This window comes from Geodermatophilus sp. SYSU D00696 (assembly GCF_054050235.1).
The window spans coordinates 1-22,598 of sequence record NZ_JBJGYY010000005.1 but is presented as its reverse complement, the minus strand read 5'-3'; the positions used below and the strand labels follow the sequence as shown (position 1 = coordinate 22,598).

The following is a 22,598-nucleotide window of genomic DNA, read 5'->3' as shown; positions in this document are numbered from 1 at the left end:
GGCCCCATGGCGTCTCGCCCGGGTCCCACGTCCCGTCCGGTGGTGCTGGTCGTCGGCGGCGGCTACGTCGGCCTCTACACGGCCCTGCGGCTGCAGAAGCGGTTGTCACGGGGCGGGGCCGAGGTGGTCGTGGTCGACCCCCAGCCGCACATGACCTACCAGCCGTTCCTGCCCGAGGCGGCGGCCGGCTCGGTGGAGCCGCGTCACGTGGTCGTCCCGCTGCGGCGCACGCTGCCGCGCTGCCGGGTGGTCACCGGCGCCGTCGTGGGGCTCTCGCACGCGCAGCGGCGGGCCCGCGTCGCACCCGCCGAGGGTGCCCCCTACGACCTCACCTACGACGTGCTGGTGATGGCCGCGGGGTCGGTGGCCCGCACGCTGCCCATCCCCGGGCTGGCCGAGCACGGCGTCGGCTTCAAGACCGTCGGCGAGGCCATCTACCTGCGCAACCACGTGCTGGCCCGGCTCGACGCGGCCGCCTCCACCGACGACCCCGCCGTCCGCACGCGCGCGCTCACCTTCACCTTCGTCGGCGGCGGCTACGCCGGCATCGAGGCCTTCGCCGAGCTCGAGGACATGGCGCGCTACGCCGTCGTGAAGTACTACCCGCGGCTGTCCCCCGGCGACATGCGGTGGGTGCTGGTCGAGGCGACGGGGCGGATCCTGCCCGAGGTGGACCTGGACATGGCCGCCTGGACGGTCAAGCAGTTGACCGCCCGCGGCATGGACGTGCGGCTCAACACCCGGCTGGAGTCGGTGTCCGACGACGGTGTCGTCCGGCTCAGCGACGGCGACTCCTTCGCCAGCGACACGCTGGTGTGGACCGCCGGCACCAAGCCCAACCCGGTGCTGGCGCAGACCGACCTGCCCCTCGACGAGCGCGGGCGGGTGCGGTGCGAGGCCACGCTGCAGGTCAGCGGGCTGGAGGACGCCTGGGCCGCCGGTGACCTCGCCGCCGTCCCGGACCTCACCAAGGACGACCCCGGCGCCACCACCGCGCCCAACGCCCAGCACGCCGTCCGGCAGGCCAAGCGCCTGGCCGACAACGTCGTCGCGGTGCTGCGGGGCGGTCAGCCGCGGCCCTACCGGCACGCCTACGCCGGGTCGGTGGCCAGCCTCGGCCTGCACAAGGGCGTGGCCCAGGTCTACGGCGTCAAGCTCAAGGGCTGGCCGGCCTGGTTCATGCACCGCACCTACCACGTCAGCCGGGTGCCGACGTTCAACCGCAAGGCGCGGGTGGTCGCCGACTGGACCCTGGCCTCGGTGTTCCGCCGCGAGGTCATCGCGCTGGGCCAGCTGCAGGACCCGCGCCGCGAGTTCGTCACCGCAGCAGGGCTCGGCGGCACCGGGCAGCTGCCCGCTCCCTCCGCCGCCGACCGCGCGCAGGTCAGCTGATTGCCCTCGCGGGCCGGCGGCCCGTTCCCGCCCCCGTGGCCCAATCGGCAGAGGCAGGCCCCTTAAAAGGGTCGCAGTGTGGGTTCGAGTCCCACCGGGGGCACACGATCGACGGCCCACTACACCATGGACCGAAGAAAAGACAGGTCTTGACGCGCGCGGTGACCCAAATGACAGGGTGACCCCTCGTGAGCACCGGAGCTCACTCCGTACGCGAGGAGAAGTCGTCCATGACCCAGGTCCACCCGTCCCGCCGGTCACGGCTCGCCGTGATCGGTAGCGCCGGCGTGCTCGCGCTGGCCGGGAGCGTGGTCGCTGCGCTGCCCGCCGGTGCCGCCGGCGGCTGCGAGACCCGCAACAACAACACCGTCGCCAAGCTGACCGAGTGCGTCACCCTCGAGGGCGTCACCGAGCACCTCGAGGCGTTCCAGGAGATCGCCGACGCCAACGGGGGCAACCGCGCCTCGGGCACCGCGGGCTACGACGCCTCGGTCGACTACGTGAAGGACCGGCTGGAGGCGGTCGGCTACGACGTCACCGTCCAGCCGTTCGACTTCCCGTTCTTCCAGCTGCGGAGCAGCTCGTTCAGCCAGGTCGCCCCGGCGCAGGCGACGTACACCGCGGGCACCGACTACGCGCCGATGACCTACACAGGTCCCGGGACGGTCGATGACGACGTCGTCACCCCGGTCGACCGGGGCTCGGGCACCAGCGGGTGCGAGGCCGCGGACTTCACCGGCTTCGCCGCCGGGACGGTGGCGCTCGTCGATCGGGGCAGCTGCGCGTTCGCCGTGAAGGCGGCCAACGCCGCGACCGCCGGGGCCACCGCGGTGATCGTCGTCAACAACGTGCCCAGCCTGCTCAACGGCACCCTGGGCGCTCCCGGCATCCGCATCCCGGTCGTGGGCGTCACCCCCGAGCTGGGAGGCACGCTCGCCGGCACGACCGTCGACCTCGCGATCGACTCGACCAGCGAGACGCGCACCACCGAGAACGTCATCGCCGAGCTGCCCGGCCGCACCTCGGACAACGTGGTCATGGCCGGTGCCCACCTCGACTCCGTGCTCGCGGGTCCGGGCATCAACGACAACGGCTCCGGCAGCGCAGCGATCCTCGAGGTCGCCGAGAACATCACCAAGGCCAAGCTGACGAACACCGTCCGCTTCGCCTGGTGGGGCGCCGAGGAGCTGGGCCTGCTCGGCTCGAACCACTACGTCGGTGCCCTGACCCCGGAGCAGCGGGAGCAGATCGGGCTCTACCTGAACTTCGACATGGTCGGGTCGCCGAACTTCGCCCGGTTCATCTACGACGGCGACCAGTCGGCCTTCACCGCGCCGACCGGCGTCACCGTGCCCCCGGGCTCGGACCAGATCGAGTACGTCTTCGAGGACTTCTACGAGGCCCGCGAGCTGACGTACGAGGCCACCGAGTTCAGCGGCCGCAGCGACTACCAGGCGTTCATCAACAACGGCATCCCCTCCGGTGGCCTGTTCACCGGTGCGGAGGGCGTCAAGACGCCGCAGCAGGCCCTGGCCTACGGCGGCACCGCCGGCCAGTCCTACGACCCGAACTACCACCGGGCCGGGGACACGATCGAGAACGTCGACCCGAAGGTCCTCGACCAGAACTCCGACGCCATCGCCTACGCGGTGCTCATCCTCGCCTACGACACGGCGCGGGTGAACGGGGTGGCCGGCCGGCCGGTCCCGGGTGGCACGTTCGAGGGTGACCCCGACGCCCGTGAGTTCCGCCAGCCCTCGGGCAAGGAGGTCGGTGGCGGCGGCCTCTCCCCGGACCACGGCCACGACCACGACCACGACCACGGTGGGGTCGAGGTCTGACCTCCTCGGTGCCGGCAGCCGTGGGGGGGGGCCCCCCCCCGGGCGGGGCCCCCCCCCGCTCCCACACCCACACCGGCGACCCCCGCGCGGCGGGTAGCGCCGTCCCCACCCGGGGGCGGCGCCACGGCCGTCTCCACCACCGTCGGGTGACCCCCCGGGGATGCGGAACGCGCAGGCCCCCTGCAGCGTTACAGGGATCGAGTGGGGTGTGAGGACGCAGCCCACCGACCGACCAGTCACCTCGAGGAGATGACGATGCCCAGCCACAACCCCGTCTTCGGCCGGGGCTTCGCCAACGCCGCCTCCGGCGGCGGTCAGCAGGGCTACGGCGCTCCCGGCTACGGCCAGCAGTACGGGCAGCCGTACGGCCAGCAGGGCAACGCCGCTCCCGGCTACGGCGCGCAGTACGCCCAGCCCTACGGCGCGCCGCAGGGCTACGGCCAGCCCTACGGCGACCAGCAGTACGGCGCCCCGGCCCCGGCTCCGTTCAGCCCGCCGGCCACGCGCTACATGACGATGGACGACGTCGTCCAGAAGACCGGACTGTCGTTCCTCGTCACCGTCCTGGCCGCCGCCGCCGTCTGGGCGATGCCCGGGCAGGCCGCCTGGGGCCTGGCCCTCCCGGCCGTGCTCGTGGCCTTCGTCCTGGGCCTGGTGATCGCCTTCAAGCAGATCGCCAACCCGGTGGCCACGTTGGCCTACGGCGCGCTCTACGGTGTCGCGCTCGGCGCCATCAGCGAGGCCTTCAACAGCATCTACCCCGGCATCGTCGTGCAGGCGATCATCGGCACGTTCGGCGTCTTCGCCGGCATGCTGGTCGTCTACAAGACCGGCGCCATCCGGGTCACCCCCAAGCTGACCCGCTGGATCGTCGGCGCCCTGTTCGGCGTCCTGGCGCTGGTGCTCGTCAACCTGATCGCCAGCTTCTTCACCCCGGGCGGTCTGGGCCTGCGCGACGGCGGCCCGCTGGCCATCGTGTTCAGCCTCGTCGTGATCGGTGTGGCGGCCTTCTCGCTGCTGCTCGACTTCGACATGGCCGACCAGGCCATCCGCCGCGGCGCCCCGGCGAAGTTCGCCTGGTACATCGCCTTCGGCCTGCTCGTCACGGTCGTCTGGCTGTACCTGGAGATCCTGCGGCTGCTGTCCTACTTCCAGGACAACTAGCGCACTGACGACAGTGGCCCGGTCCCCTCACGGGGGCCGGGCCACTGTCGTGTCCGGGGCCGGTGAGCCGGCCTCGGACGGGTTCAGGAGAGGCGCTCGAGCACCATGGCCATGCCCATGCCGCCACCGACGCACATGGTCTCCAGGCCCAGGGTCTTGTCCTCGGTCTGCAGGCCGTTGATCAGCGTGCCGGTGATCCGGGCACCGGTCATGCCGAACGGGTGCCCGACGGCGATCGCGCCGCCGTGCACGTTGAGCTTGTCGATGTCGATGCCCAGGTCGCGGTAGCTGGGGATGACCTGCGCGGCGAACGCCTCGTTGATCTCGACGAGGTCGATGTCGTCGATGGTCAGGCCGGCCCGCTGCAGCGCGAGCCGCGAGGCGTCGACCGGGCCGTAGCCCATGATCTCCGGCGAGAGGCCGGTCACCGCGGTCGAGACGATGCGGGCCAGCGGGGTCAGGCCGAGGTCGCGGGCCCTGGTGTCGCTCATGACCACCACGGCGGCCGCGCCGTCGTTGAGCGGGCAGGCGTTGCCCGCGGTGACCCGGCCGTCGGGGCGGAAGACCGGCTTGAGCCCGGAGAGGCCCTCCAGCGTGGTCCCGGCGCGCGGGCCGTCGTCCTTGCTGACGACGGTGCCGTCGGGGCTGGTGACCGGGGTGATCTCCCGCTCCCAGAAGCCCTCGGCGATGGCCTTCTCGGCCAGGTTCTGGCTGCGGACGGCGAACTCGTCCATGTCCTGCCGGGTCACGCCCTTGAGCAGGGCCAGGTTCTCGGCGGTCTGGCCCATCGCGATGTAGACGTCCGGGACGTCGCCGGCCTCCCGCGGGTCGGTCCAGGAGTCCGCGCCGCTCTCGGCGACCTTGGCCACCCGCGCCTCGGCGTCGCCGAACACCGGGTTCTTGGTGTCGGGCAGCGAGTCGCTGTTGCCCTTGACGAAGCGCGACACCATCTCGACACCCGCGGAGACGAACACGTCGCCCTCGCCGGCCTTGATCGCGTGCATCGCCATGCGCGTCGTCTGCAGCGACGAGGAGCAGTAGCGGGTGATGGTGGTGCCGGGCAGGTGGTCCATGCCCAGCAGCACGCTGACCACGCGGCCCATGTTGTAGCCCTGCTCGCCGCCGGGCAGGCCGCAGCCGAGCATCAGGTCGTCGATGTCGGCGGGGTCCAGCGCCGGCACCTTGTCCAGCGCCGCGCGGACGATGGTGGCGGCCAGGTCGTCGGGGCGGAGGTCCTTGAGCGACCCCTTGAACGCGCGACCGATGGGGGAGCGCGCGGTCGCGACGATGACGGCTTCGGGCATGGGGTCCTCCGCATTGAGGCGGGCTCCCGGCCGGGGAGCACCGGGTGTCGGGTCACCCCGGAAACTACCCCTGGGGAGACCGGGGACCGCCGGTGCGCCCGGGACGCCGCAGCGCTGTGGTGCGCGTCACGGCGCGCTGGAGACCGGCACCTCCGCCACGGCCTCGCGGACCTCCTCGGGCGTGGGCAGCTCGGTGGGTCGGCGGCGCAGCAGCCGCGCCCAGGTGCCCAGCGGACCGGTGCTCGAGCCCCGCACCTCGGTGGCGCGGACCTCGGTGCCGGGGCGCCCCGCGGCGCGGGCGGCGGCCCGGGCGACCGGGCGGACGCTGCCGCGACGCTCGCGGCGTCGCTCGTCCCGGGCCGGCCAGACGCCGACGGCGTCGGCGAGGGCGGGCAGCAGGACCGCGGCGGCCGCCGCGTAGCCGGCGGCGCTCGGGTGGAACTCGTCGATGCTGAACAGGGTCCGGTCCTGGGCGAAGGAGGGACCGAGCACCGACCCCAGGGAGACGGTGCGGCCGCCGGCCTCGACGACGGCGATCGTCTGCGCCGCGGCCAGCTGCCGGCTCCACCGCCGCGCCAGCAGCCGCAGCGGCTGGCCGATGGGCCGGATGGTGCCGAGGTCGGGGCAGGTGCCGACGACGACCTCCGCGCCGGCCTCCCGCAGCCGCCGCACGCAGTCGGCCAGGTGGCGCACCGAGACCGCCGGCCGGGTGCGGGTGGTGACGTCGTTGGCGCCGATCATGATCAGCACGAGGTCGGGGCGCTGGGCCACGGCCTGCTCGACCTGCGGGTCCAGCTCGCAGGACTCCGCGCCGGACACCGCGAGGCGGACCAGCCGCACGGGACGCTCGGCCAGCTCGGCCAGGGCCGCGGCGAGCAGCACGCCCGGCGTCTCGGCGGCCCGCTCCACGCCCAGCCCGACGGCGCTGGAGTCGCCGAGCACGGCGAACACGAGTGGCTTGGCGCGGCCGCGGGTCCGGCCGTAGACGCCGTCGCCGGGGGGCGGTGGCTGCTTGGCGGTCCGCGCCTCCACCCGGCGGCGGGCCGACAGGGCCTCCCAGCGCAGCAGGGCGAGCAGGCCGGCACCGGCGAGGCCGACCCCGCCACCGCCGTAGGCAGCGGCGGTCACCAGCCGCCGTGCCCTGCTCGCTCGAGTCACCGCCACCCCGATCGTCACACGCTGCGACCACCTGTCCTGCAGGCTAGCGAGCCTCTACGGTGCGCTCCGTGTCCGAATCCCCCGTGCGGGTGGCCTCCAGGGGAACGTCGGGTGACCGGTCGCGGCTGATCGTCGACGTCCTGGTCGAGGCGTTCTCCGAGCTGATGGCCGCCGACGCCGACGCCTTCCGTACCAAGTTCCGCAAGATGGCCGCCGACCCGTTCGCCTTCTACCGGGGCAGCGCGTGCCTGTTCTACGCCGACATGGACGTCCTCGAGGACCGGTGGGCCGACGAGCGCACCAGCCGGGTGTGGATCCAGGGCGACCTGCACGCGGAGAACTTCGGCACCTACATGGACGGCGCCGGGCGGATCGTGTTCGACGTCAACGACTTCGACGAGGCCTACGTCGGCCACGTCAGCTGGGACCTGCGCCGGTTCGTCGCCAGCTTCGCGCTGCTCGCCTGGCGCAAGGCGCTCGGTGACGACGTCATCTCCGACCTGCTGCGCACCTACCTGACCGCCTACCTCGACCAGGTCGCGGCCTTCGCCCGCTCCGACGACGACCGCTCCTTCGCCCTCACCGCCGCCGACACCGAGGGCGCGGTCCGCGAGGCGATCCTGGAGACGACGACGCGCACCCGCGCCGCGCTGCTGGACCGGATGACCGTCGTCGAGCGGTACCAGCGGCGCTTCGCCGACGGCGGCCGCACCCGCAGGCTCGACGACGACGAGCGCGACCGCGTGCTGGCGGCCCTGGACCGCTGGCGGACGACGGTGGTGCCGCCGGTGCGCCGTCGCGACGTGGCCTACGACGTCAAGGACCTGATCGGTACCGGCGGCTTCGGTATCGGCAGCGCGGGCCTACCCGCCTACAACGTGCTGCTGGAGGGCTACGACCAGGCGCTGGAGAACGACGTCGTCCTGTCCGTCAAGCAGGGCAACGTGGCCGCGCCCAGCCGCGTCGTCCGGGACCCGGCGATCGCGGGCTACTTCGAGCACCACGGGCACCGGACGGCGGTCAGCCAGCGGGCGCTGCAGTCCAACGCCTCGCAGTTCCTCGGGCACACCGAGATCGACGGCGTCGGCTTCGTCGTCCAGGAGCTCTCGCCCTACGAGAACGACCTGGACTGGGAGGACCTCACCGAGCCCGAGGAGATCGCCCCGGTGCTGGCGCAGCTGGGCCGGGCGACGGCGAAGATGCACTGCGTCGGGGACGCCGACAGCGACCACACGCTCGTCGACTTCCAGGTCGAGGAGGCGATCGGGGCGATGGTGGGCGACCGCCGCGCGGAGTTCCTCGACGACCTGGTGGCCTTCGCCCACGCCTACGCCCGGCAGACGCAGGAGGACCACCGGCTCTTCGTCGACGCGTTCCGCGCCGGCGCGATCCCGGGGGTCAGCTCGACCGGCTCGCACCCGGTCCGCCCGCGCCGGGCATAGGGAGCTCTCCGCACGTCCCCGCCGCCGGGACGTGCGGAGAGCTCCCATGCCTCACCGGGCCCGCCGCCCCTTCCGGGAGCGCAGATAATCCGCCACCACGTACTCGCCGAGCCGGTCGCTGTCGGGGGTGAACACCCGACCGCCGGCCCGGGCGGTGATGTCGTGGACGAAGTGCACCAGGCTCGGCTCCGGGTCGAGGGCGAAGACGTTGAGCGTCGCCCCCGACCGGGCCACCCGCTCGACCTCGGCGACGGTCCGGGCGATCGTCTCCGGCATCGGCGGCCAGCAGAAGTACGGGGTGCCGTCGTCCTCCAGGTGGGCGGTCGGCTCGCCGTCGGTGACGACCAGGACCACCGGCTCGGCGTCGCGGTGCCGGGCGAGGAAGCGCCGGGCCAGCATCAGGCCGTGCTGCAGGTTGGTGCCCTGCAGCGTGTCGACGCTCAGCTCGGCCAGCGTCTCGGGCCGCAGCACCTGCGCGGTGGAGGAGAAGCCGATGATCTGGATGGCGTCCTGGGGGAACCGGGTGGTGACCAGGGAGTGCAGCGCCATCGCCGTCGACTTCGCCGCGCCCCAGGTGCCGCGCAGCGCCATCGAGTAGGAGAGGTCGACCAGCAGCGCCACGGCCGCGCCGGTGCGCCGCTCGGTCTCCACGACCTCGAAGTCCTCGACGGCGATCCGCACCCGCCGGTCCTCGCGGGGCTCCCCGGCGGTGCGCAGCACGGCGTTGCGGACCGTGCGGACGACGTCGAGGGGCTGCTCGTCGCCGAAGTGCCACTCGCGCGAGGCGCCGGTCAGCTCCCCGGCGGCCCCGGCGTCGGCGACGTCGTGCTCGCCCCGGCCGGTGGCGTCGAGCTTGGCGAAGACCCGCCGCAGCGCCGTCGCGCCCAGCCGGCGCACCGCCTTGGGGGAGAGCTCCAGCTTGCCGTCCCGCCGGACGAGGTGACCCTGCCGCTCCAGCTCCCGCTCGAGCTGGCGCAGCGCGGCGAGGTCGTCGACGGCGTCGCGGCCCAGCGCCTGCTCGAGCAGCTCCTCGTCGACGTCGGCCAGCGAGGCGCCGGCGTAGCCCTGGGAGAGCTGGTTGGACAGCGCCTCGAGGTCGGCGAGCTCGGCGACGGCGCTGGTCGCGTCGCCCAGGCCGAGCGCCTGTTCGCCGTCGGGGACCTGCCCGCGCTGACCCCACGGCAGGTCGGGGCGGGCCTGCCGCAGCGCGTCCTGCAGGTGGGCCATCTCGCTGGCCAGGCCCAGGTCGGACATCGTCTGGGCCATGAGGTCGGCCAGCTCCGCCCGCTGCTCGGGGGAGAGGCCGGCCATCATCCGCTCCTGCGCGGCGGCCCGGCGGGCGAGGGAGTCGATCAGCTCGTCCACCGACTGCGGGACGTCGGGGAAGAACTGCCCGTGCTTCTCCATGAACTCGCGGAACCGCTCGTCGGTGTCCTCGCCGCGGTTGTGCGCGTCGATCAGCGAGGAGAGGTCGGCGACCATGTCCCGCACCGCCTGCACGTCCTGCTCGGTGGCGTTCTGCAGCGCCTGCTTCATGTTCGCGAAGGAGCTGTCGAGCACCTCGCGGCGCAGCAGGTCCTGGATCTGTTCGTAGGCCTCCCGGGCCTCGGCGGAGCGGAACGGGTAGTCCTTCAGCGCCCGGACCGCGCCCGCGGTGTCCTGCGGCAGCGCGTCGAGCTCGGCCTCGGCCAGCCGGGCGGCGTCGTCGGGGTCGGGGAACAGCTCGCGGCGCTCGGCCTCCAGCGCCCGGTCGAGCAGCTCGCGCACCTCCTGGAGCGTGCCGTCCATCCGGCCGGCGGTGCGTGCCTGCCGCAGCCGCTCGCGGACCGACCGGCGCAGCTCGTCCAGGCCGCGCCGGCCGTCCATGCCGCGGCGCAGCAGCTCGCGCAGCGCCTCGCGCACGCCGCTGCCGCCGAGCACCGAGTCGCCGATCTCGTCGACGGCGCTGCCGAGGTCGTAGGGCGGGGCGAGCGGATCGGGGCCGCCCCGCCAGCGGCCGTACCGGTACCCCCTGCCGGGGCGTGGGCGGGCCACCGTCAGGCCCCGTACACCGTGCGGGTGCCGTCGGTGTCCTTGGCCAGCCGGCGGGTGAGGTACAGCCCCTCGAGGGCGAACTCCACCGCGGCGGCGGCCTGCTCGGCCGACTGCTCGCCCTCCGGGACGCCGAGCCGCCCGAGCAGCTCGGCCAGTCGCGGGATGGTGCCGAGCTGGCCGAGCAGCGCCGCGCCGGGCACGAGCTCGCCGGACTCGACGGTCTCCCCGCCGGTGAAGTGCTCCTGCAGGCCGGTGAGGTCCAGCCCGCCGCAGCGGGCGCGGAAGGTCTGCGCGGTCGCCTGCCGCAGCAGGTGCTCGAGGACCTCCAGCTCGCGGTCGTCGTCGGGGTCGCTGCCGGCGTCGGCGAACTCGACCTTGCCGCGGCTGGCCGGCACGACGCTCGGCAGGTCGACCACACGGGCGACCGGCCGGGTCTCCCCGGCGACGGCGGCCCGGCGGACGGCGGAGGCGGCGACGGTCTCCAGCCCGGCGATGGCGAATCGGGCGCTCACGCCGGAGCGCTGGTCGACGTGGCTGGACTCGCGGACCAGCCGGGTGAACCGGGCGACGATCTCCAGCAGGTGCTCGGGGACGACGGGCGCGTCGAACGCGTCGTGCCCGCTCGGTGCGCCCAGCCCGCTGGTCCTCGCCTCCTGGCGCAGCAGCCGGATCTCGTCGGCGAGCTCGATCGGGTAGTGGGTGCGCACCTCGGCGCCGAAGCGGTCCTTCAGCGGGGTGATGATCCGCCCGCGGTTGGTGTAGTCCTCGGGGTTGGCGCTGGCCACCAGCAGCAGGTCCAGCGGCAGCCGCACGCGGTAGCCGCGGATCTGGATGTCGCGCTCCTCGAGCACGTTGAGCAGCGCGACCTGGATGCGCTCGGCGAGGTCGGGCAGCTCGTTGACGCTGAAGACGCCGCGGTTGGTGCGGGGCACCAGGCCGTAGTGCACCGTCTCGGGGTCGCCCAGCGTGCGGCCCTCGGCGACCTTGATCGGGTCGACGTCGCCGATGAGGTCGCCGACGCTGGTGTCCGGGGTGGCCAGCTTCTCCCCGAAGCGCTCGCTGCGGTGCAGCCAGGTGACCGGGGTGTCGTCGCCGAGCTCGGCGATCCGGCGGCGCGCCCAGGCGCTGATCGGGGCCAGCGGGTGCTCGTTGAGCTCGCTGCCGGCCAGGACCGGGGTCCACTCGTCGAGCAGGCCGACCAGGGTGCGGATCAGCCGGGTCTTGCCCTGGCCGCGCTCGCCGAGCAGGACGAGGTCGTGGCCGGCGATGAGGGCCCGCTCGACCTCGGGGACGACGGTGTCCTCGAAGCCGACGATGCCGGGCAGGGTGGGCTCGCCGGCGCCGAGGCGGGCGAGCAGGTTGGCGCGGATCTCGGCCTTGACCGGCCGGGCGACGGCTCCGGAGGCGCGGAGCTCGCCGAGGGTCGTGGGTGCGGGTGGGGTCTGCGCAGGTGCGACGTCCGTCACTCCAGCCACGGTACGACCACCTGCGACGATCCGGGAACGCCTGCGGGTCACGGGCCTGCGAGGATCGGCGGCGTGGGGACGGAGCTGGTCTGTGGGGACGACGTCGCGGCGGCCGCCGCCCTGCTCGACGGCGTCGTCCGGCACACCCCGCTCGAGCACTCGCGGGCGCTGGCCGAGCGGGTGGGCGGGCCGGTGTTCCTCAAGTGCGAGAACCTGCAGCACACCGGCTCGTTCAAGTTCCGCGGTGCCTACACCCGGCTGTCCCGGCTCTCCGCGGAGGAGCGGGCACGCGGCGTGGTCGCGGCCAGCGCCGGCAACCACGCGCAGGGCGTGGCCCTGGCGGCCCGGATGCTCGGCATCCGGGCCACGGTGTTCATGCCCGAGACCGCGCCGCTGCCCAAGGTGGCGGCGACGCGGGGCTACGGGGCCGATGCCCGCCTGACCGGGGCCGACCTGACCGACGCGCTGGCCGCGGCGGTCGCGCACGCGCAGGAGACGGGCGCGGTCTTCATCCACCCCTTCGAGCACCCCGACGTCATCGCCGGGCAGGGCACCGTCGGCCTCGAGGTCCTCGAGCAGTGCCCCGACGTCGCCACCGTCGTCGTCTGCACCGGCGGCGGCGGGCTGGTCTCCGGCGTGGCCGCGGCCGTCAAGGAGCGCAAGCCGGGCGTGCGGGTGATCGGCGTGCAGGCCGCGGCGGCCGCCGCGTTCCCCGGCTCGCTCGCGGCCGGCCGGCCGGTGGCGCTGTCCGGGATGGCCACGATGGCCGACGGCATCGCCGTCGGGTCGCCCGGTGACCTCACCTTCGCGCACGTCCGCGACCTGGTCGACGAGGTCCGCACCGTGACCGAGGAGGACATGTCCCAGGCGCTGCTGTTCTGCCTGGAGCGGGCCAAGCTCGTCGTCGAACCGGCGGGGGTCGCCGCGGTGGCCGCGGTGCTGGCCGCCCCGGGCGCCTTCGAGCCGCCGGTGGTCGCGGTCGTCTCCGGCGGCAACATCGACCCGGTGCTGCTGCTCAAGGTCGTGCAGCACGGCATGGCCGCGGCCGGCCGCTACCTGCGGCTGCGGCTGCGCGTGCCCGACCGGCCCGGCTCGCTGGCCGCGGTGCTGTCGGTGCTGGCCGCTGCCGGCGCCAACGTGCTGGAGGTCGAGCACGAGCGGACGGCGACCCGCCTCGACCTCGGCCAGGTGGAGGTCTTCGTCGTCCTCGAGACCCGCGGTCCCGACCACGCCCGGTCGGTCACCGCCGCCCTCGAGGAGGCCGGCTTCGCCGTCGCGGAGGCCTGAGCGATCAGTTCCGCGCCGCCGCGGCGTCTGTCCCACGGGGGCCGCCGGGCCCACCGGGGACGGAGAGGTGCTGTGGAGACGGACAACAGGCGACCAGGCGTTCGCGCGGGGCGGACGGGGCTCGGGAAGTGTCGGCGCTCACACGTGGTTCCGCCGGCATGAGCGACGCGATCCTCGTCGAGGGACTGCAGAAGAGGTTCGGGTCCACCACGGCCCTGGCCGGGGTGGACCTCACCGTCCCCGAGGGCAGCGTCCTCGGCCTGTTGGGCCCCAACGGCGCGGGCAAGACCACCGTCGTCCGCATCCTCTCCACGCTGCTGCAGCCCGACGGCGGGCGCGCCGAGGTGGCCGGCGTCGACGTCGTCCGCGACCCGGACAGCGTGCGCTCGGTCATCGGGCTGACCGGGCAGTACGCCGCGGTCGACGAGTACCTGACCGGGTTCGAGAACCTGGAGATGGTCGGCCGGCTCTACCGGCTCGGCAAGCGCGAGTCGCGCACCCGGGCCGGGGAGCTGCTCGAGCGCTTCGACCTCACCGACGCGGCCAACCGGCCGGCGAAGACCTACTCCGGCGGCATGCGCCGGCGGCTGGACATCGCCGCCTCGCTCATCGCCCGGCCGCGGGTGCTGTTCCTCGACGAGCCCACCACCGGGCTCGACCCGCGCAGCCGGCTGGCGATGTGGGAGTTCATCGCCGACCTGGCCGGCGGCGGCACGACGGTCCTGCTCACCACCCAGTACCTCGAGGAGGCCGACCGGCTGGCCGAGCGGATGGTGGTCATCGACCGGGGCCGGGTCATCGCGCGCGGCACGGCCGACGAGCTCAAGGCGCAGGTCGGCGGGCAGCGGCTGGAGCTGACCGCGGGTCGCACCGAGCACCTGGAGGAGGCCGCCCGGCTGCTGGCACCGCTGGCCTCCGGGGAGCCGCAGCGCGACGAGCAGACCCGCCGGCTGAGCGTGCCGGTGCGCGGCGGCACCGACGACCTCGCCGAGGCGCTGCGGCTGCTGGCCGGCAGCTCCGTGGAGGTCCTCGACGTCGGGCTGCGCCGGCCCGACCTCGACGACGTGTTCCTCAGCCTCACCGGCCACGCGGCCGAGGACGGAGAGGACGACGCGGCGGTCCAGCCGGTCCCCGCCGGAGGTGTGCGATGAGCTCGCTGTCCGCGACGCTGTCCGACAGCGTCGTCATCACCAAGCGGAACCTGATCAAGGTCAAGCGGGTGCCCGACCTGATCGTGTTCGCGACGCTGTCGCCGATCATGTTCGTGGTGCTGTTCCGGTACGTGTTCGGCGGCGCGATCGGCGGCCTGCCGCCGGGCATCAGCTACGCCGAGTTCCTGCTGCCGGGCATCTTCGCGCAGACGGTCGTGTTCGGCTCCACCGTCACCGGCGTGAGCATCGCCGAGGACCTGCAGAAGGGGCTGATCGACCGGTTCCGGTCGCTGCCGATGTCCCGCGCGGCGGTGCTGGTCGGGCGCACCGTCGCCGACGCCGGGCTCAACGTCATCTCCATCGCGGTGATGGCGGTGACCGGCCTGCTGGTCGGCTGGCGGATCAACTCGTCCTTCGGCGAGGCGGTGGGCGGGTTCCTCGTGCTGCTGGTCTTCGCCTACGCGGTCTCCTGGCTGATGGCGGTGGTCGGGCTCCTGGTCCGCACGCCGGAGGTGGTCAACAACGCCAGCTTCATCGTGATCTTCCCGCTGACGTTCATCGCGAACACCTTCGTGCCGCTGGAGACCTTCCCGGCGGTGCTGCGCACCTTCGCCGAGTGGAACCCGGTCTCGACGGTCACCCTCGCCGCGCGGGAGCTGTTCGGCAACGTGCCGCCCGGCTACCCGGAGCCCGAGGCGTGGTCGCTGCAGAACCCGGTGCTCTACACGCTGCTGTGGACGGCGCTGATCCTCGCGGTGTTCGTGCCGCTGTCGGCCCGCCTCTACAAGCGGGCCGCCGGCCGCTGAGTGAGGGCCACGGGCTCGGCCCGTCGCCGGGAGGAGTGGGGGCCGGAGGCCCCCGCGAGGAGCGGCGGGTGGGGCTCCGCGGCAGGAGGCCCCCTTCCGGGCCCCGCCCCGAGCCTGCGAGGGGTGGGGAGAAGGGGGTCCTTCTGGGCACCTGGCCGCGGTGCGGTCCGGTAGGACCGCAGTGACACTGGCGGCGATGAGCGCCGAGCCCGCCCCCGCCGTGCCCACCTCCACCGTCGCCTCCGGTAACCCGCTGCTGACCGAGTCGCCGCTGCCGTACCGGCTGCCGCCGTTCGCCGACGTCACGGTGGAGCACTGCCGCGAGGCGGTGCTGGCCGGGATGGCCGAGCAGCGGGCGGAGATCACGGCGATCACCGGGTCGGCCGAGCCGCCCGGCTTCAAGAACACCATCGTGGCGCTCGAGCGCTCCGGCGCCCTGCTGCGGCGGGCCGGCGCGGTGTTCGCCAACCTGGCGTCGTCGGTGTCGACCCCGCGACTGCGGGAGATCGAGCGGGAGCTCGCCCCGCTGCAGGCCGCGCACGCCGACGCGCTGCGCCTGGACCCGGTGCTGTTCGCCCGGGTCGACGCCGTCCACGAGGCGCGCTCCGGCTCCGGTCTGGACGCCGAGGCGGTGCGGCTGGTCGAGCGGCACCATCTCGACCGGGTGCTGGCCGGGGCCCGCCTCGACGACGCCGGCCGCGCCCGGCTCTCCGAGCTCAACCGCGAGCTGTCGGAGCTGTCCACGCAGTTCGGGCAGAACCTGCAGCTGGCCACCGAGGCCGCCGCCGTCCGGGTGGCCGACGCCGCCGAGCTCGACGGGCTGTCGGAGGAGGAGGTCGCCGCGGCGGCCCGGGCCGCGGCCGACCGCGACCTCGACGGGTACGTGCTGCCGCTGCTCCTGCCCACCGGCCAGCCGGTGCTGGCCAAGCTGCGCGACCGCGCGCTGCGCCGCCGGGTGTTCGAGGCGTCGGTGGGCCGGGCGTCGTCCGGGGAGCACGACAACGGGCCGGTGGCCGCCCGGATCGCCCGGCTGCGGGCCGAGCGCGCCCGCCTGCTCGGCTTCGCCACCCACGCCGACCTGGTGCTGGCCGACCAGACGGCGGGCAGCACCGCCGCCGTCGACGCGATGCTCGGCTCGATGGTCGGCCCCTCGGTGGCCAACGCGCGGACCGAGGCGCGGACGCTGGCCGAGGTCGCCGCCCGGGACGGCGTCGAGGAGCTCGCGCCCTGGGACTGGACGTTCTACAGCGAGCGCGTGCGGGCCGAGCGGTACTCGGTCGACCGGGCGGCGCTGCGGCCCTGGTTCGAGCTGGACCGGGTGCTCGTCGACGGCGTCTTCCGGGCCGCGGAGCTGCTCTACGGCCTGCGCTTCACCGCGCGTCCCGACCTCGCCGGCTACCACCCCGACGTGCGGGTCTGGGAGGTCACCGGCGCCGACGGCGAGCCGGTCGGCCTCTACCTCGGCGACTTCCTCGCCCGCGAGGGCAAGCGCGGCGGGGCGTGGATGAGCTCCTTCGTCACCCAGTCCCGCCTGCTGGGCACCCGGCCGGTCGTGGTCAACAACCTCAACGTGGCGCCCGCGCCCGAGGGGCGGCCGACGCTGCTGACCCTGGACGAGGTCGACACGCTGTTCCACGAGTTCGGCCACGCGCTGCACGGGCTGAGCTCGGCGGTGACCTACCCGCGGTTCGCCGGCACCGCGGTGCCCCGGGACTTCGTCGAGTTCCCCAGCCAGGTCAACGAGATGTGGGCGCTGTGGCCGGAGGTGCTGGCGCACTACGCGCGGCACGTCGACACCGGGGAGCCGCTGCCGGCCGCCGTCGTGGAGGCGATCGACGCCGCCCGGCTGTGGGGCGAGGGGTTCGCGACGCTGGAGTACCTGGCGGCCACGCTGCTCGACCAGGCCTGGCACCGGATCACGCCGGAGACCGAGGTCGGCGATCCCGCGGAGTTCGAGCGGCGCGCCCTGGAGGAGGCCGGCGTCGCCTTCGAGCTGGTGCCGCCGCGCTACCGGACGACGTACTTCCAGCACGTCTTCGCCGGGGGCTACGCGGCCGGCTACTACTCCTACATCTGGTCGGAGGTCCTCGACGCCGACACGGTGGAGTGGTTCCGGGAGAACGGCGGGCTGCGACGGGAGAACGGCGACGTCTTCCGGGAGCGCCTGCTGTCCCGCGGCGGGTCGGTGGACCCGCTGGAGGCCTTCCGGGCGGTCCGCGGTCGCGACGCCGACCCCGGCCCGCTGCTGCGCCGCCGCGGCCTCGCGCCGGCCTGAGTGACGCTGCACTGCGGGCGTTCCTCGCGCACTGCCCGTGCTGCAGGACCGGCAACCCGCGAGCAACGCCCGCAGAGGCGCCTACAGCCAGGGCAGGGACAGCACCAGGTCCAGGTCGTCGGGGGCGTCGCCGTCGCGCACGAGCCGGTTGGGCTGGCGGTGGCCGCACGCCGTGCAGCGGTGCACCACCTGCCAGCCCTTGCCGGACTTCTCCACGAGGCCGATCGGCTCCATCGGCTGCCGGCAGTCGCTGGCCCGGTCGCCGGGCAGTTCGTCGACGTGCAGCGACCACAGGCACACCGGGCAGTGGTTGCGGTAGTGCCCGTCGGTGTTCGCGGGGACGTCGGCGGCGCAGTGCACGCAGACGAAGCCGGTGTTCTCCGCCCGCCGGGAGCGGGCCACGACGCGGTGCCGGGTCAGGGGACGAACGGCTCGACGGCGACGACCTCGACGGTGATGTCGCGGCCGTTGGGCGCCTGGTAGGTGACCGACGTGCCCGGCTTCGCGCCGAGGATCGCCGAGCCCATGGCCGACTCCGGCGAGTAGACGGCGAGGTCGGTGGTGCCGGCGATCTCGCGGGAGCCGAGGAGGAACTTCTCCGTCTCGTCGTCGCCCTGGAACCGGATGGTGATCACGGTGCCGAGCTCGGCGGAGGTCGCGGTCGTGGGGGGCTCGCCGACGCGGGCCTTGCGCAGCAGGTCGGTCAGCTGGCGGATCCGGCCCTCCTGCTTGCCCTGCTCCTCCTTGGCGGCGTGGTAGCCGCCGTTCTCCTTGAGATCGCCCTCCTCGCGGCGGGCGTTGATCTCGGCTGCCATGGCGGGACGGCCGGCCACCAACTGGTCGAGCTCGGCCTTCAGCCGGTCGTGGGCCTCCTGGGTCAGCCAGATGCCCTGCTCGTTCTCGGTGGGGGTGGTCACGCGGGGTACTCCTGCAGCTCGGGAGCCGCCTCCCGGCCGGGAGACGGGTCGACGTCGATCCGGCCAAGCTAACACCGGCCGGAGGGCCCCTGCAGGGACGCGGGCGCCCCGGCGGGGAGGGAGCAGGTTACCCACGCCGGACGTGAGGAGCAGCACATCCACCCGTCCGGGCCGCCGGGACGCGGCGGGCTCTCCCCACGCCGGGGGACACTGGTCGGGTGACCGAAGCAGACCCGTTGCGCCTGCTCGCCGTGCACGCCCACCCCGACGACGAGTCGAGCAAGGGCGCGGCGACCATGGCGAAGTACGTCGCCGAGGGCGTCGAGGTGCTGGTGGCGACGTGCACCGGTGGCGAGCGCGGCTCCGTGCTCAACCCGGCGCTGGACCGTCCGGAGATCTGGGAGCGCCTGCCGCAGCTGCGCGTCGAGGAGATGGCCCGCGCCCGGGAGATCCTCGGCGTCCGGCAGGAGTTCCTCGGCTTCGTCGACTCCGGCCTCCCCGAGGGCGACCCGCTGCCGCCGCTGCCCGAGGGCTGCTTCGCGCTGGTGCCCACCGAGGAGGCCGCGGCGCCGCTGGTCGAGCTGATCCGACGGTTCCGCCCGCAGGTCGTGCTCACCTACGACGAGCGGGGCGGCTACCCGCACCCCGACCACATCAAGACCCACGACGTCTCGGTGCTCGCGTTCGAGGCGGCCGGCGACCCGGACCGCTACCCCGATCTCGGCGAGCCCTGGCAGCCGAGCAAGCTCTACTACCACATGGGCTTCACGCTGACCCGGATGCGGGCGCTGCACGAGGCGATGCTCGAGACCGGCGCCGAGTCGCCCTACGCCGAGTGGCTGGCCGGCTGGGACCCCGAGCGGGACATGTCCCACCGGGTCACCACCCGGGTGCCCTGCGCCGAGTACTTCCCGGTCCGCGACGCCGCGCTCATCGCGCACGCCACCCAGATCGACCCCACCGGTCGCTGGTTCGCCTGCCCGATGGACGTCCAGCAGCGGGTCTGGCCCACCGAGGACTACGAGCTCGCCCGTTCCCTGGTGGACTCGACCCTCCCCGAGGACGACCTGTTCGCCGGCATCCGCAGCGAGGTGGGGGTCCCGTGAGCGCGCTCGCCACGGTCTCCGTAGCCGTGACCGCCGCCGAGCAGCAGCTGCCCGAGGACGTCGGCAAGTCCGGCCCGCTGGGGGCCTTCCTCGTCCTCGTGCTGCTGCTGGCGACCGTGCTGCTCGTCAAGTCGATGAGCCGGCACCTCAAGCGGCTGCCGCGCAGCTTCGACGAGCCCGACGCCCCGCGGGTCGTCGTCCCCGACACCCCGGCCGACCTGGTCGAGCCCCGGCAGCCCGGTCAGGACCTGCTCGACACGCTCCGCCGGGCCCCGCGGGCCATCGAGGGACCCCGGGACGGCGACGGGCGGACGGACCCGCCGGCACGCTGACGCCGGCGGGCCCGCCCCGGGGCTCACCAGGTGTGGGCCACGTCGACGACCAGGCGGGAGCCGTCCCCGGGGCCGTCGAGGACGAACGTCCGGAACGGCAGCCGCGCGCGGACACCCAGGCCGACGGTGCTCGACCCCTCGAACGACCGCGCCCAGGCCACCTGGCGGAAGGTGCTGTAGCCGGTCACGCCCACGGCCTCGGCGGGATTCGCCGGCGCGTAGGTGGCGGTGCCGCGCGGGGTGTACGCGGGCGTGTGCACGACCACCTGCAGGTCGGCGTTGCCGCGCAGCGGGACGGGGGTGCCCGAGCCGTCCTGCACGACCTGGCTCACGTAGCGCACGTCGTAGGACACCGCGGACGCGTCGATCCCGTCGAGGTCGAGCACCAGCCGGTCGTAGCAGGCGTGCCGGCCGGCGCGGACGTCGTCGAGGGTGCCGCCGCCGTCGTCGGAGACGGCCTCGGGCAGCGAGCCCCAGGTCGTGCTGCAGCCCGGCGCGGCGGAGGCGGGCAGGACGCTGCCGGTCACGGCGGCCGTTGCAGCGACCAGGACGACGGCGGCGCGGGTGCGGGTGGTGCTCATGACGGTCTCCCGGGGTCAGGGGGATGGGTGGTGCGGACGAGGTGAGAGTCCGCCGACACGACCATCGACGCCATGGCCGGACGTGCCCGTGGATGTCGATATGAACGGCTGTTCATTGGCATGATCTGACCAAGAATCGAGGCCCCAGTGCGACACTGCACGGCACTTGACGCCAGCGTCACCGCGGCATGACGCGCCGTCGCGGTCCGCTCTCGGCGTAGCGCGACGACTGCCGCCGCAGCCCCTCGGGCGTTACGGTGTAAGCGCGTAATCAACACCTCGTCAGGAGGCCGTCGTGCACGGACACCACCGATTCGCCGATTCCCCCTTCGCCCGCATGGGCGCTCCCGGTTTCCGTGGCCGCGGGCCCGGCGGCCGTGGCCGCGGGGCCGAGGGCGCGCCCCCGGTCGACCGGGCCGAGGTGGCCGGCTGGTTCGCCGGCCGGCTGCCCGACGGCTGGTTCACCGGGCCGGTCGAGATCACCGTCGACCGCGACGAGATCACCGTCGTCGGGTCGCTGGCCGAGCCCGACGCCGGTGAGGGCGACCCCGCCGCCGCCCGCGCCGGGCGGATCGCCCGCTTCCGCGAGGACACCCGCGAGCAGCGCATGGCGATCGCCGACGCCGCCCAGGCGCGCTACGGCCGCTCGGTGGCCTGGGGCGCCGCGTGCGGCGACGTCCGCGAGGTGTTCACCAACGCCTCCGTGCCGGTGATGACCCGGCTGCGCCAGCCCGAGCGCCTGGTGCTCGACACGCTCGTCGACGCCGGCGTCGCCCGCTCCCGCTCGGAGGCGCTGGTCTGGGCGGTGCGGCTGGTCGGCCAGCACGCCGACGCCTGGCTGACCGAGCTGCGCGACGCCATGGCCTCGGTGGAGGAGGTCCGCGCCCGCGGGCCGCAGCTGTAGACCGCTGCGCACGCTCACCGCCCTGTCCGGGTGGGCGCCGCTCGCGAGCAGGGACACTGGGGGGCGTGCCAGCAGCTGCCGCCGTCCCCGCCGCGACCGACGTCCTCGTGGTGGGGGCCGGGCCGGCCGGCTCGGCCGCGGCCGCCTGGGCGGCGCGCGAGGGGCAGGACGTGCTGCTCGCCGACGCCGCGGTCTTCCCCCGCGACAAGGCCTGCGGCGACGGACTGACCCCGCGCGCGGTCGCCGAGCTGGACCTGCTCGGCCTCGGCGACTGGGCGCGCGGGCGGGCGCGCAACCGCGGGCTGCGCGCCGCCGGCTTCGGGCAGGTCTGGGAGCTGCCCTGGCCGGGTGGGGCCTTCCCCGACCACGGCAGCGCGGTGCCGCGCACCGAGCTCGACGACCGCATCCGGGCCTGCGCGACGCAGGCCGGTGCCACGCCGCTGGAGGGCGCGCGCGCCGTCGACGTCGAGCGCGACGGGGACCGGGTCACCGGCGTGGTGTTCGACGTCGGCGGGGAGCGCTCGACCGTGCGCTGCGAGCGGCTGGTCGTGGCCGACGGCGCCCGGTCGCCGCTGGGCCGCCGGCTCGGCCGGCAGTGGCACCGCGACACCGCCTACGGCGTGGCCGCCCGCGGGTACGCGACCTCCGGGCGCAGCGACGACGAGTGGATCTCCTCGCACCTGGAGCTGCGCGACGCCGACGGGGCGCTGCTGTCGGGCTACGGCTGGGTCTTCCCGCTGGGCGAGGCCGCCGGGCAGGTGAACATCGGCGTCGGGACGCTGGCCACCGCCCGCCGTCCGGCCGGGGTGCAGCTCAGGGCCCTGCTGGAGGTCTACGCGGCCGCCCGCCGCGAGGACTGGCGGCTCGAGGGCCCGGTGCGCGCGCCGGCCTCGGCGCTGCTGCCGATGGGCGGGGCGGTGTCCGGCGTCGCCGGGCGCAACTGGGCGCTGGTCGGGGACGCGGCCGGCTGCGTCAACCCGCTCAACGGTGAGGGCATCGACTACGGCCTGGAGACCGGCCGGACGCTGGCCGGGATGCTCGGCGAGCGGGACTGGTCGGCGGCGTGGCCGGCCACGCTGCGCCGGCACTACGGCGAGGCGTTCTCGATCGCCCGCCGGCTGGCCGGGCTGCTCACCCTGCCGCGCCTGCTGCCCGCGGCCGGCCCGGTGGGCATGCGGTCGCGGGCGCTGATGACGGTGGCCCTGCGGGTGATGGGCAACCTGGTCACCGACGCCGACCGCGACGCCGTCGCCCGGGCCTGGCGCCTGGCCGGCCGGGTGTCCCGCCGCTTCGACGAGCGCCCGCTGTTCCTCTGATCGGCCGGGGGGGGGGGGGGGGGGGGGGGGGGGGGGGGGGGGGGGGGGGGGGGGGGGGGGGGGGGGGGGGGGGGGGGGGGGGGGGGGGGGGGGGGGGGGGGGGGGGGGGGGGGGGGGGGGGG

At 74.6% G+C, this 22,598-nt stretch carries 19 protein-coding genes and 1 tRNA gene; 13 read left to right on the top strand and 7 right to left on the bottom strand.

Annotated elements, in window-relative coordinates:
- The first annotated feature begins 6 nt into the window (after positions 1-6).
- From ACI79O_RS04850 to ACI79O_RS04835, 4 genes are all read left to right on the top strand, one after another.
- Complete coding sequence (locus ACI79O_RS04850) at positions 7-1,392, top strand: NAD(P)/FAD-dependent oxidoreductase (protein WP_456887313.1); 1,386 nt, start codon at positions 7-9, stop codon at positions 1,390-1,392.
- 29 nt (positions 1,393-1,421) lie between these two features.
- Positions 1,422-1,495: transfer RNA gene (locus ACI79O_RS04845), tRNA-Leu, on the top strand.
- A 127-nt stretch (positions 1,496-1,622) separates the two neighbouring features.
- Positions 1,623-3,233, top strand: a complete 1,611-nt coding sequence (locus ACI79O_RS04840; RefSeq protein WP_456913493.1) for a M28 family metallopeptidase — start codon at positions 1,623-1,625, stop codon at positions 3,231-3,233.
- A gap of 249 nt (positions 3,234-3,482) precedes the next feature.
- Entirely contained in the window at positions 3,483-4,397 is a 915-nt protein-coding gene (locus ACI79O_RS04835; RefSeq protein ID WP_456887311.1) for a Bax inhibitor-1/YccA family protein, read from the top strand.
- A gap of 83 nt (positions 4,398-4,480) precedes the next feature.
- Here the strand turns inward: ACI79O_RS04835 and ACI79O_RS04830 are convergent, their stop codons facing one another.
- Together ACI79O_RS04830 and ACI79O_RS04825 are read right to left on the bottom strand one after the other, a co-directional pair.
- Positions 4,481-5,701, bottom strand: coding sequence for an acetyl-CoA C-acetyltransferase (locus ACI79O_RS04830; protein WP_456913492.1), 1,221 nt, complete (start codon positions 5,699-5,701; stop codon positions 4,481-4,483).
- A 126-nt stretch (positions 5,702-5,827) separates the two neighbouring features.
- Entirely contained in the window at positions 5,828-6,829 is a 1,002-nt protein-coding gene (locus ACI79O_RS04825; RefSeq protein WP_456887309.1) for an SGNH/GDSL hydrolase family protein, read from the bottom strand.
- A 98-nt stretch (positions 6,830-6,927) separates the two neighbouring features.
- Here ACI79O_RS04825 and ACI79O_RS04820 point away from each other — a divergent pair, with 98 nt between their 5' ends.
- The gene (locus ACI79O_RS04820) at positions 6,928-8,301 is read left to right on the top strand and encodes a DUF2252 domain-containing protein (RefSeq protein WP_456887308.1); all 1,374 of its coding nucleotides are present in this window, start codon (positions 6,928-6,930) and stop codon (positions 8,299-8,301) included.
- 51 nt (positions 8,302-8,352) lie between these two features.
- Here the strand turns inward: ACI79O_RS04820 and ACI79O_RS04815 are convergent, their stop codons facing one another.
- Together ACI79O_RS04815 and ACI79O_RS04810 are read right to left on the bottom strand one after the other, a co-directional pair.
- Positions 8,353-10,335, bottom strand: coding sequence for a VWA domain-containing protein (locus tag ACI79O_RS04815; protein WP_456913491.1), 1,983 nt, complete (start codon positions 10,333-10,335; stop codon positions 8,353-8,355).
- A 2-nt stretch (positions 10,336-10,337) separates the two neighbouring features.
- The gene (locus ACI79O_RS04810) at positions 10,338-11,801 is read right to left on the bottom strand and encodes a magnesium chelatase (RefSeq protein ID WP_456887306.1); all 1,464 of its coding nucleotides are present in this window, start codon (positions 11,799-11,801) and stop codon (positions 10,338-10,340) included.
- Between the two features lie 72 nt (positions 11,802-11,873).
- Between ACI79O_RS04810 and ilvA the strand changes: the two genes are divergently transcribed.
- From ilvA to ACI79O_RS04790, 4 genes are all read left to right on the top strand, one after another.
- A complete protein-coding gene (gene ilvA, locus ACI79O_RS04805) occupies positions 11,874-13,088 on the top strand; it encodes a threonine ammonia-lyase (RefSeq protein WP_456913490.1) in 1,215 nt (404 codons plus the stop codon).
- A 158-nt stretch (positions 13,089-13,246) separates the two neighbouring features.
- Positions 13,247-14,239 carry an ATP-binding cassette domain-containing protein gene (locus ACI79O_RS04800; protein WP_456913489.1) on the top strand — a complete coding sequence of 331 codons (993 nt, stop codon included), beginning with the start codon at positions 13,247-13,249 and terminating at the stop codon, positions 14,237-14,239.
- Positions 14,236-15,045: an ABC transporter permease gene (locus ACI79O_RS04795; protein WP_456877098.1), complete on the top strand. Its 810-nt coding sequence runs from the start codon at positions 14,236-14,238 to the stop codon at positions 15,043-15,045. Before ACI79O_RS04800 ends, ACI79O_RS04795 begins: the two co-directional genes overlap by 4 nt.
- A gap of 196 nt (positions 15,046-15,241) precedes the next feature.
- Positions 15,242-17,320 (top strand): M3 family metallopeptidase, encoded by a 2,079-nt coding sequence (locus tag ACI79O_RS04790; protein ID WP_456913488.1) that lies wholly within the window; start codon positions 15,242-15,244, stop codon positions 17,318-17,320.
- A gap of 81 nt (positions 17,321-17,401) precedes the next feature.
- Here ACI79O_RS04790 and ACI79O_RS04785 read toward each other — a convergent pair whose 3' ends face one another.
- Both ACI79O_RS04785 and greA read right to left on the bottom strand, forming a co-directional pair.
- Entirely contained in the window at positions 17,402-17,722 is a 321-nt protein-coding gene (locus ACI79O_RS04785) for an RNHCP domain-containing protein (protein WP_456887301.1), read from the bottom strand.
- A 14-nt stretch (positions 17,723-17,736) separates the two neighbouring features.
- Complete coding sequence (gene greA, locus ACI79O_RS04780) at positions 17,737-18,237, bottom strand: transcription elongation factor GreA (RefSeq protein ID WP_456887300.1); 501 nt, start codon at positions 18,235-18,237, stop codon at positions 17,737-17,739.
- Between the two features lie 218 nt (positions 18,238-18,455).
- On the opposite strand from greA, the gene mca reads away from it, so the two are divergent.
- Positions 18,456-19,343, top strand: a complete 888-nt coding sequence (mca, locus tag ACI79O_RS04775) for a mycothiol conjugate amidase Mca (RefSeq protein ID WP_456887299.1) — start codon at positions 18,456-18,458, stop codon at positions 19,341-19,343.
- Entirely contained in the window at positions 19,340-19,675 is a 336-nt protein-coding gene (locus tag ACI79O_RS04770; protein ID WP_456887298.1) for a hypothetical protein, read from the top strand. Before mca ends, ACI79O_RS04770 begins: the two co-directional genes overlap by 4 nt.
- Positions 19,676-19,698: 23 nt before the next feature.
- Here ACI79O_RS04770 and ACI79O_RS04765 read toward each other — a convergent pair whose 3' ends face one another.
- Positions 19,699-20,256 carry an AMIN-like domain-containing (lipo)protein gene (locus ACI79O_RS04765; RefSeq protein ID WP_456913487.1) on the bottom strand — a complete coding sequence of 186 codons (558 nt, stop codon included), beginning with the start codon at positions 20,254-20,256 and terminating at the stop codon, positions 19,699-19,701.
- Positions 20,257-20,593: 337 nt separating this feature from the next.
- On the opposite strand from ACI79O_RS04765, the gene ACI79O_RS04760 reads away from it, so the two are divergent.
- Both ACI79O_RS04760 and ACI79O_RS04755 read left to right on the top strand, forming a co-directional pair.
- On the top strand, positions 20,594-21,160 hold the full coding sequence (locus tag ACI79O_RS04760; protein ID WP_456887296.1) for a hypothetical protein: 567 nt from the start codon (positions 20,594-20,596) through the stop codon (positions 21,158-21,160).
- A 65-nt stretch (positions 21,161-21,225) separates the two neighbouring features.
- The gene (locus ACI79O_RS04755) at positions 21,226-22,476 is read left to right on the top strand and encodes a geranylgeranyl reductase family protein (protein WP_456887295.1); all 1,251 of its coding nucleotides are present in this window, start codon (positions 21,226-21,228) and stop codon (positions 22,474-22,476) included.
- Positions 22,477-22,598: the final 122 nt, after the last annotated feature.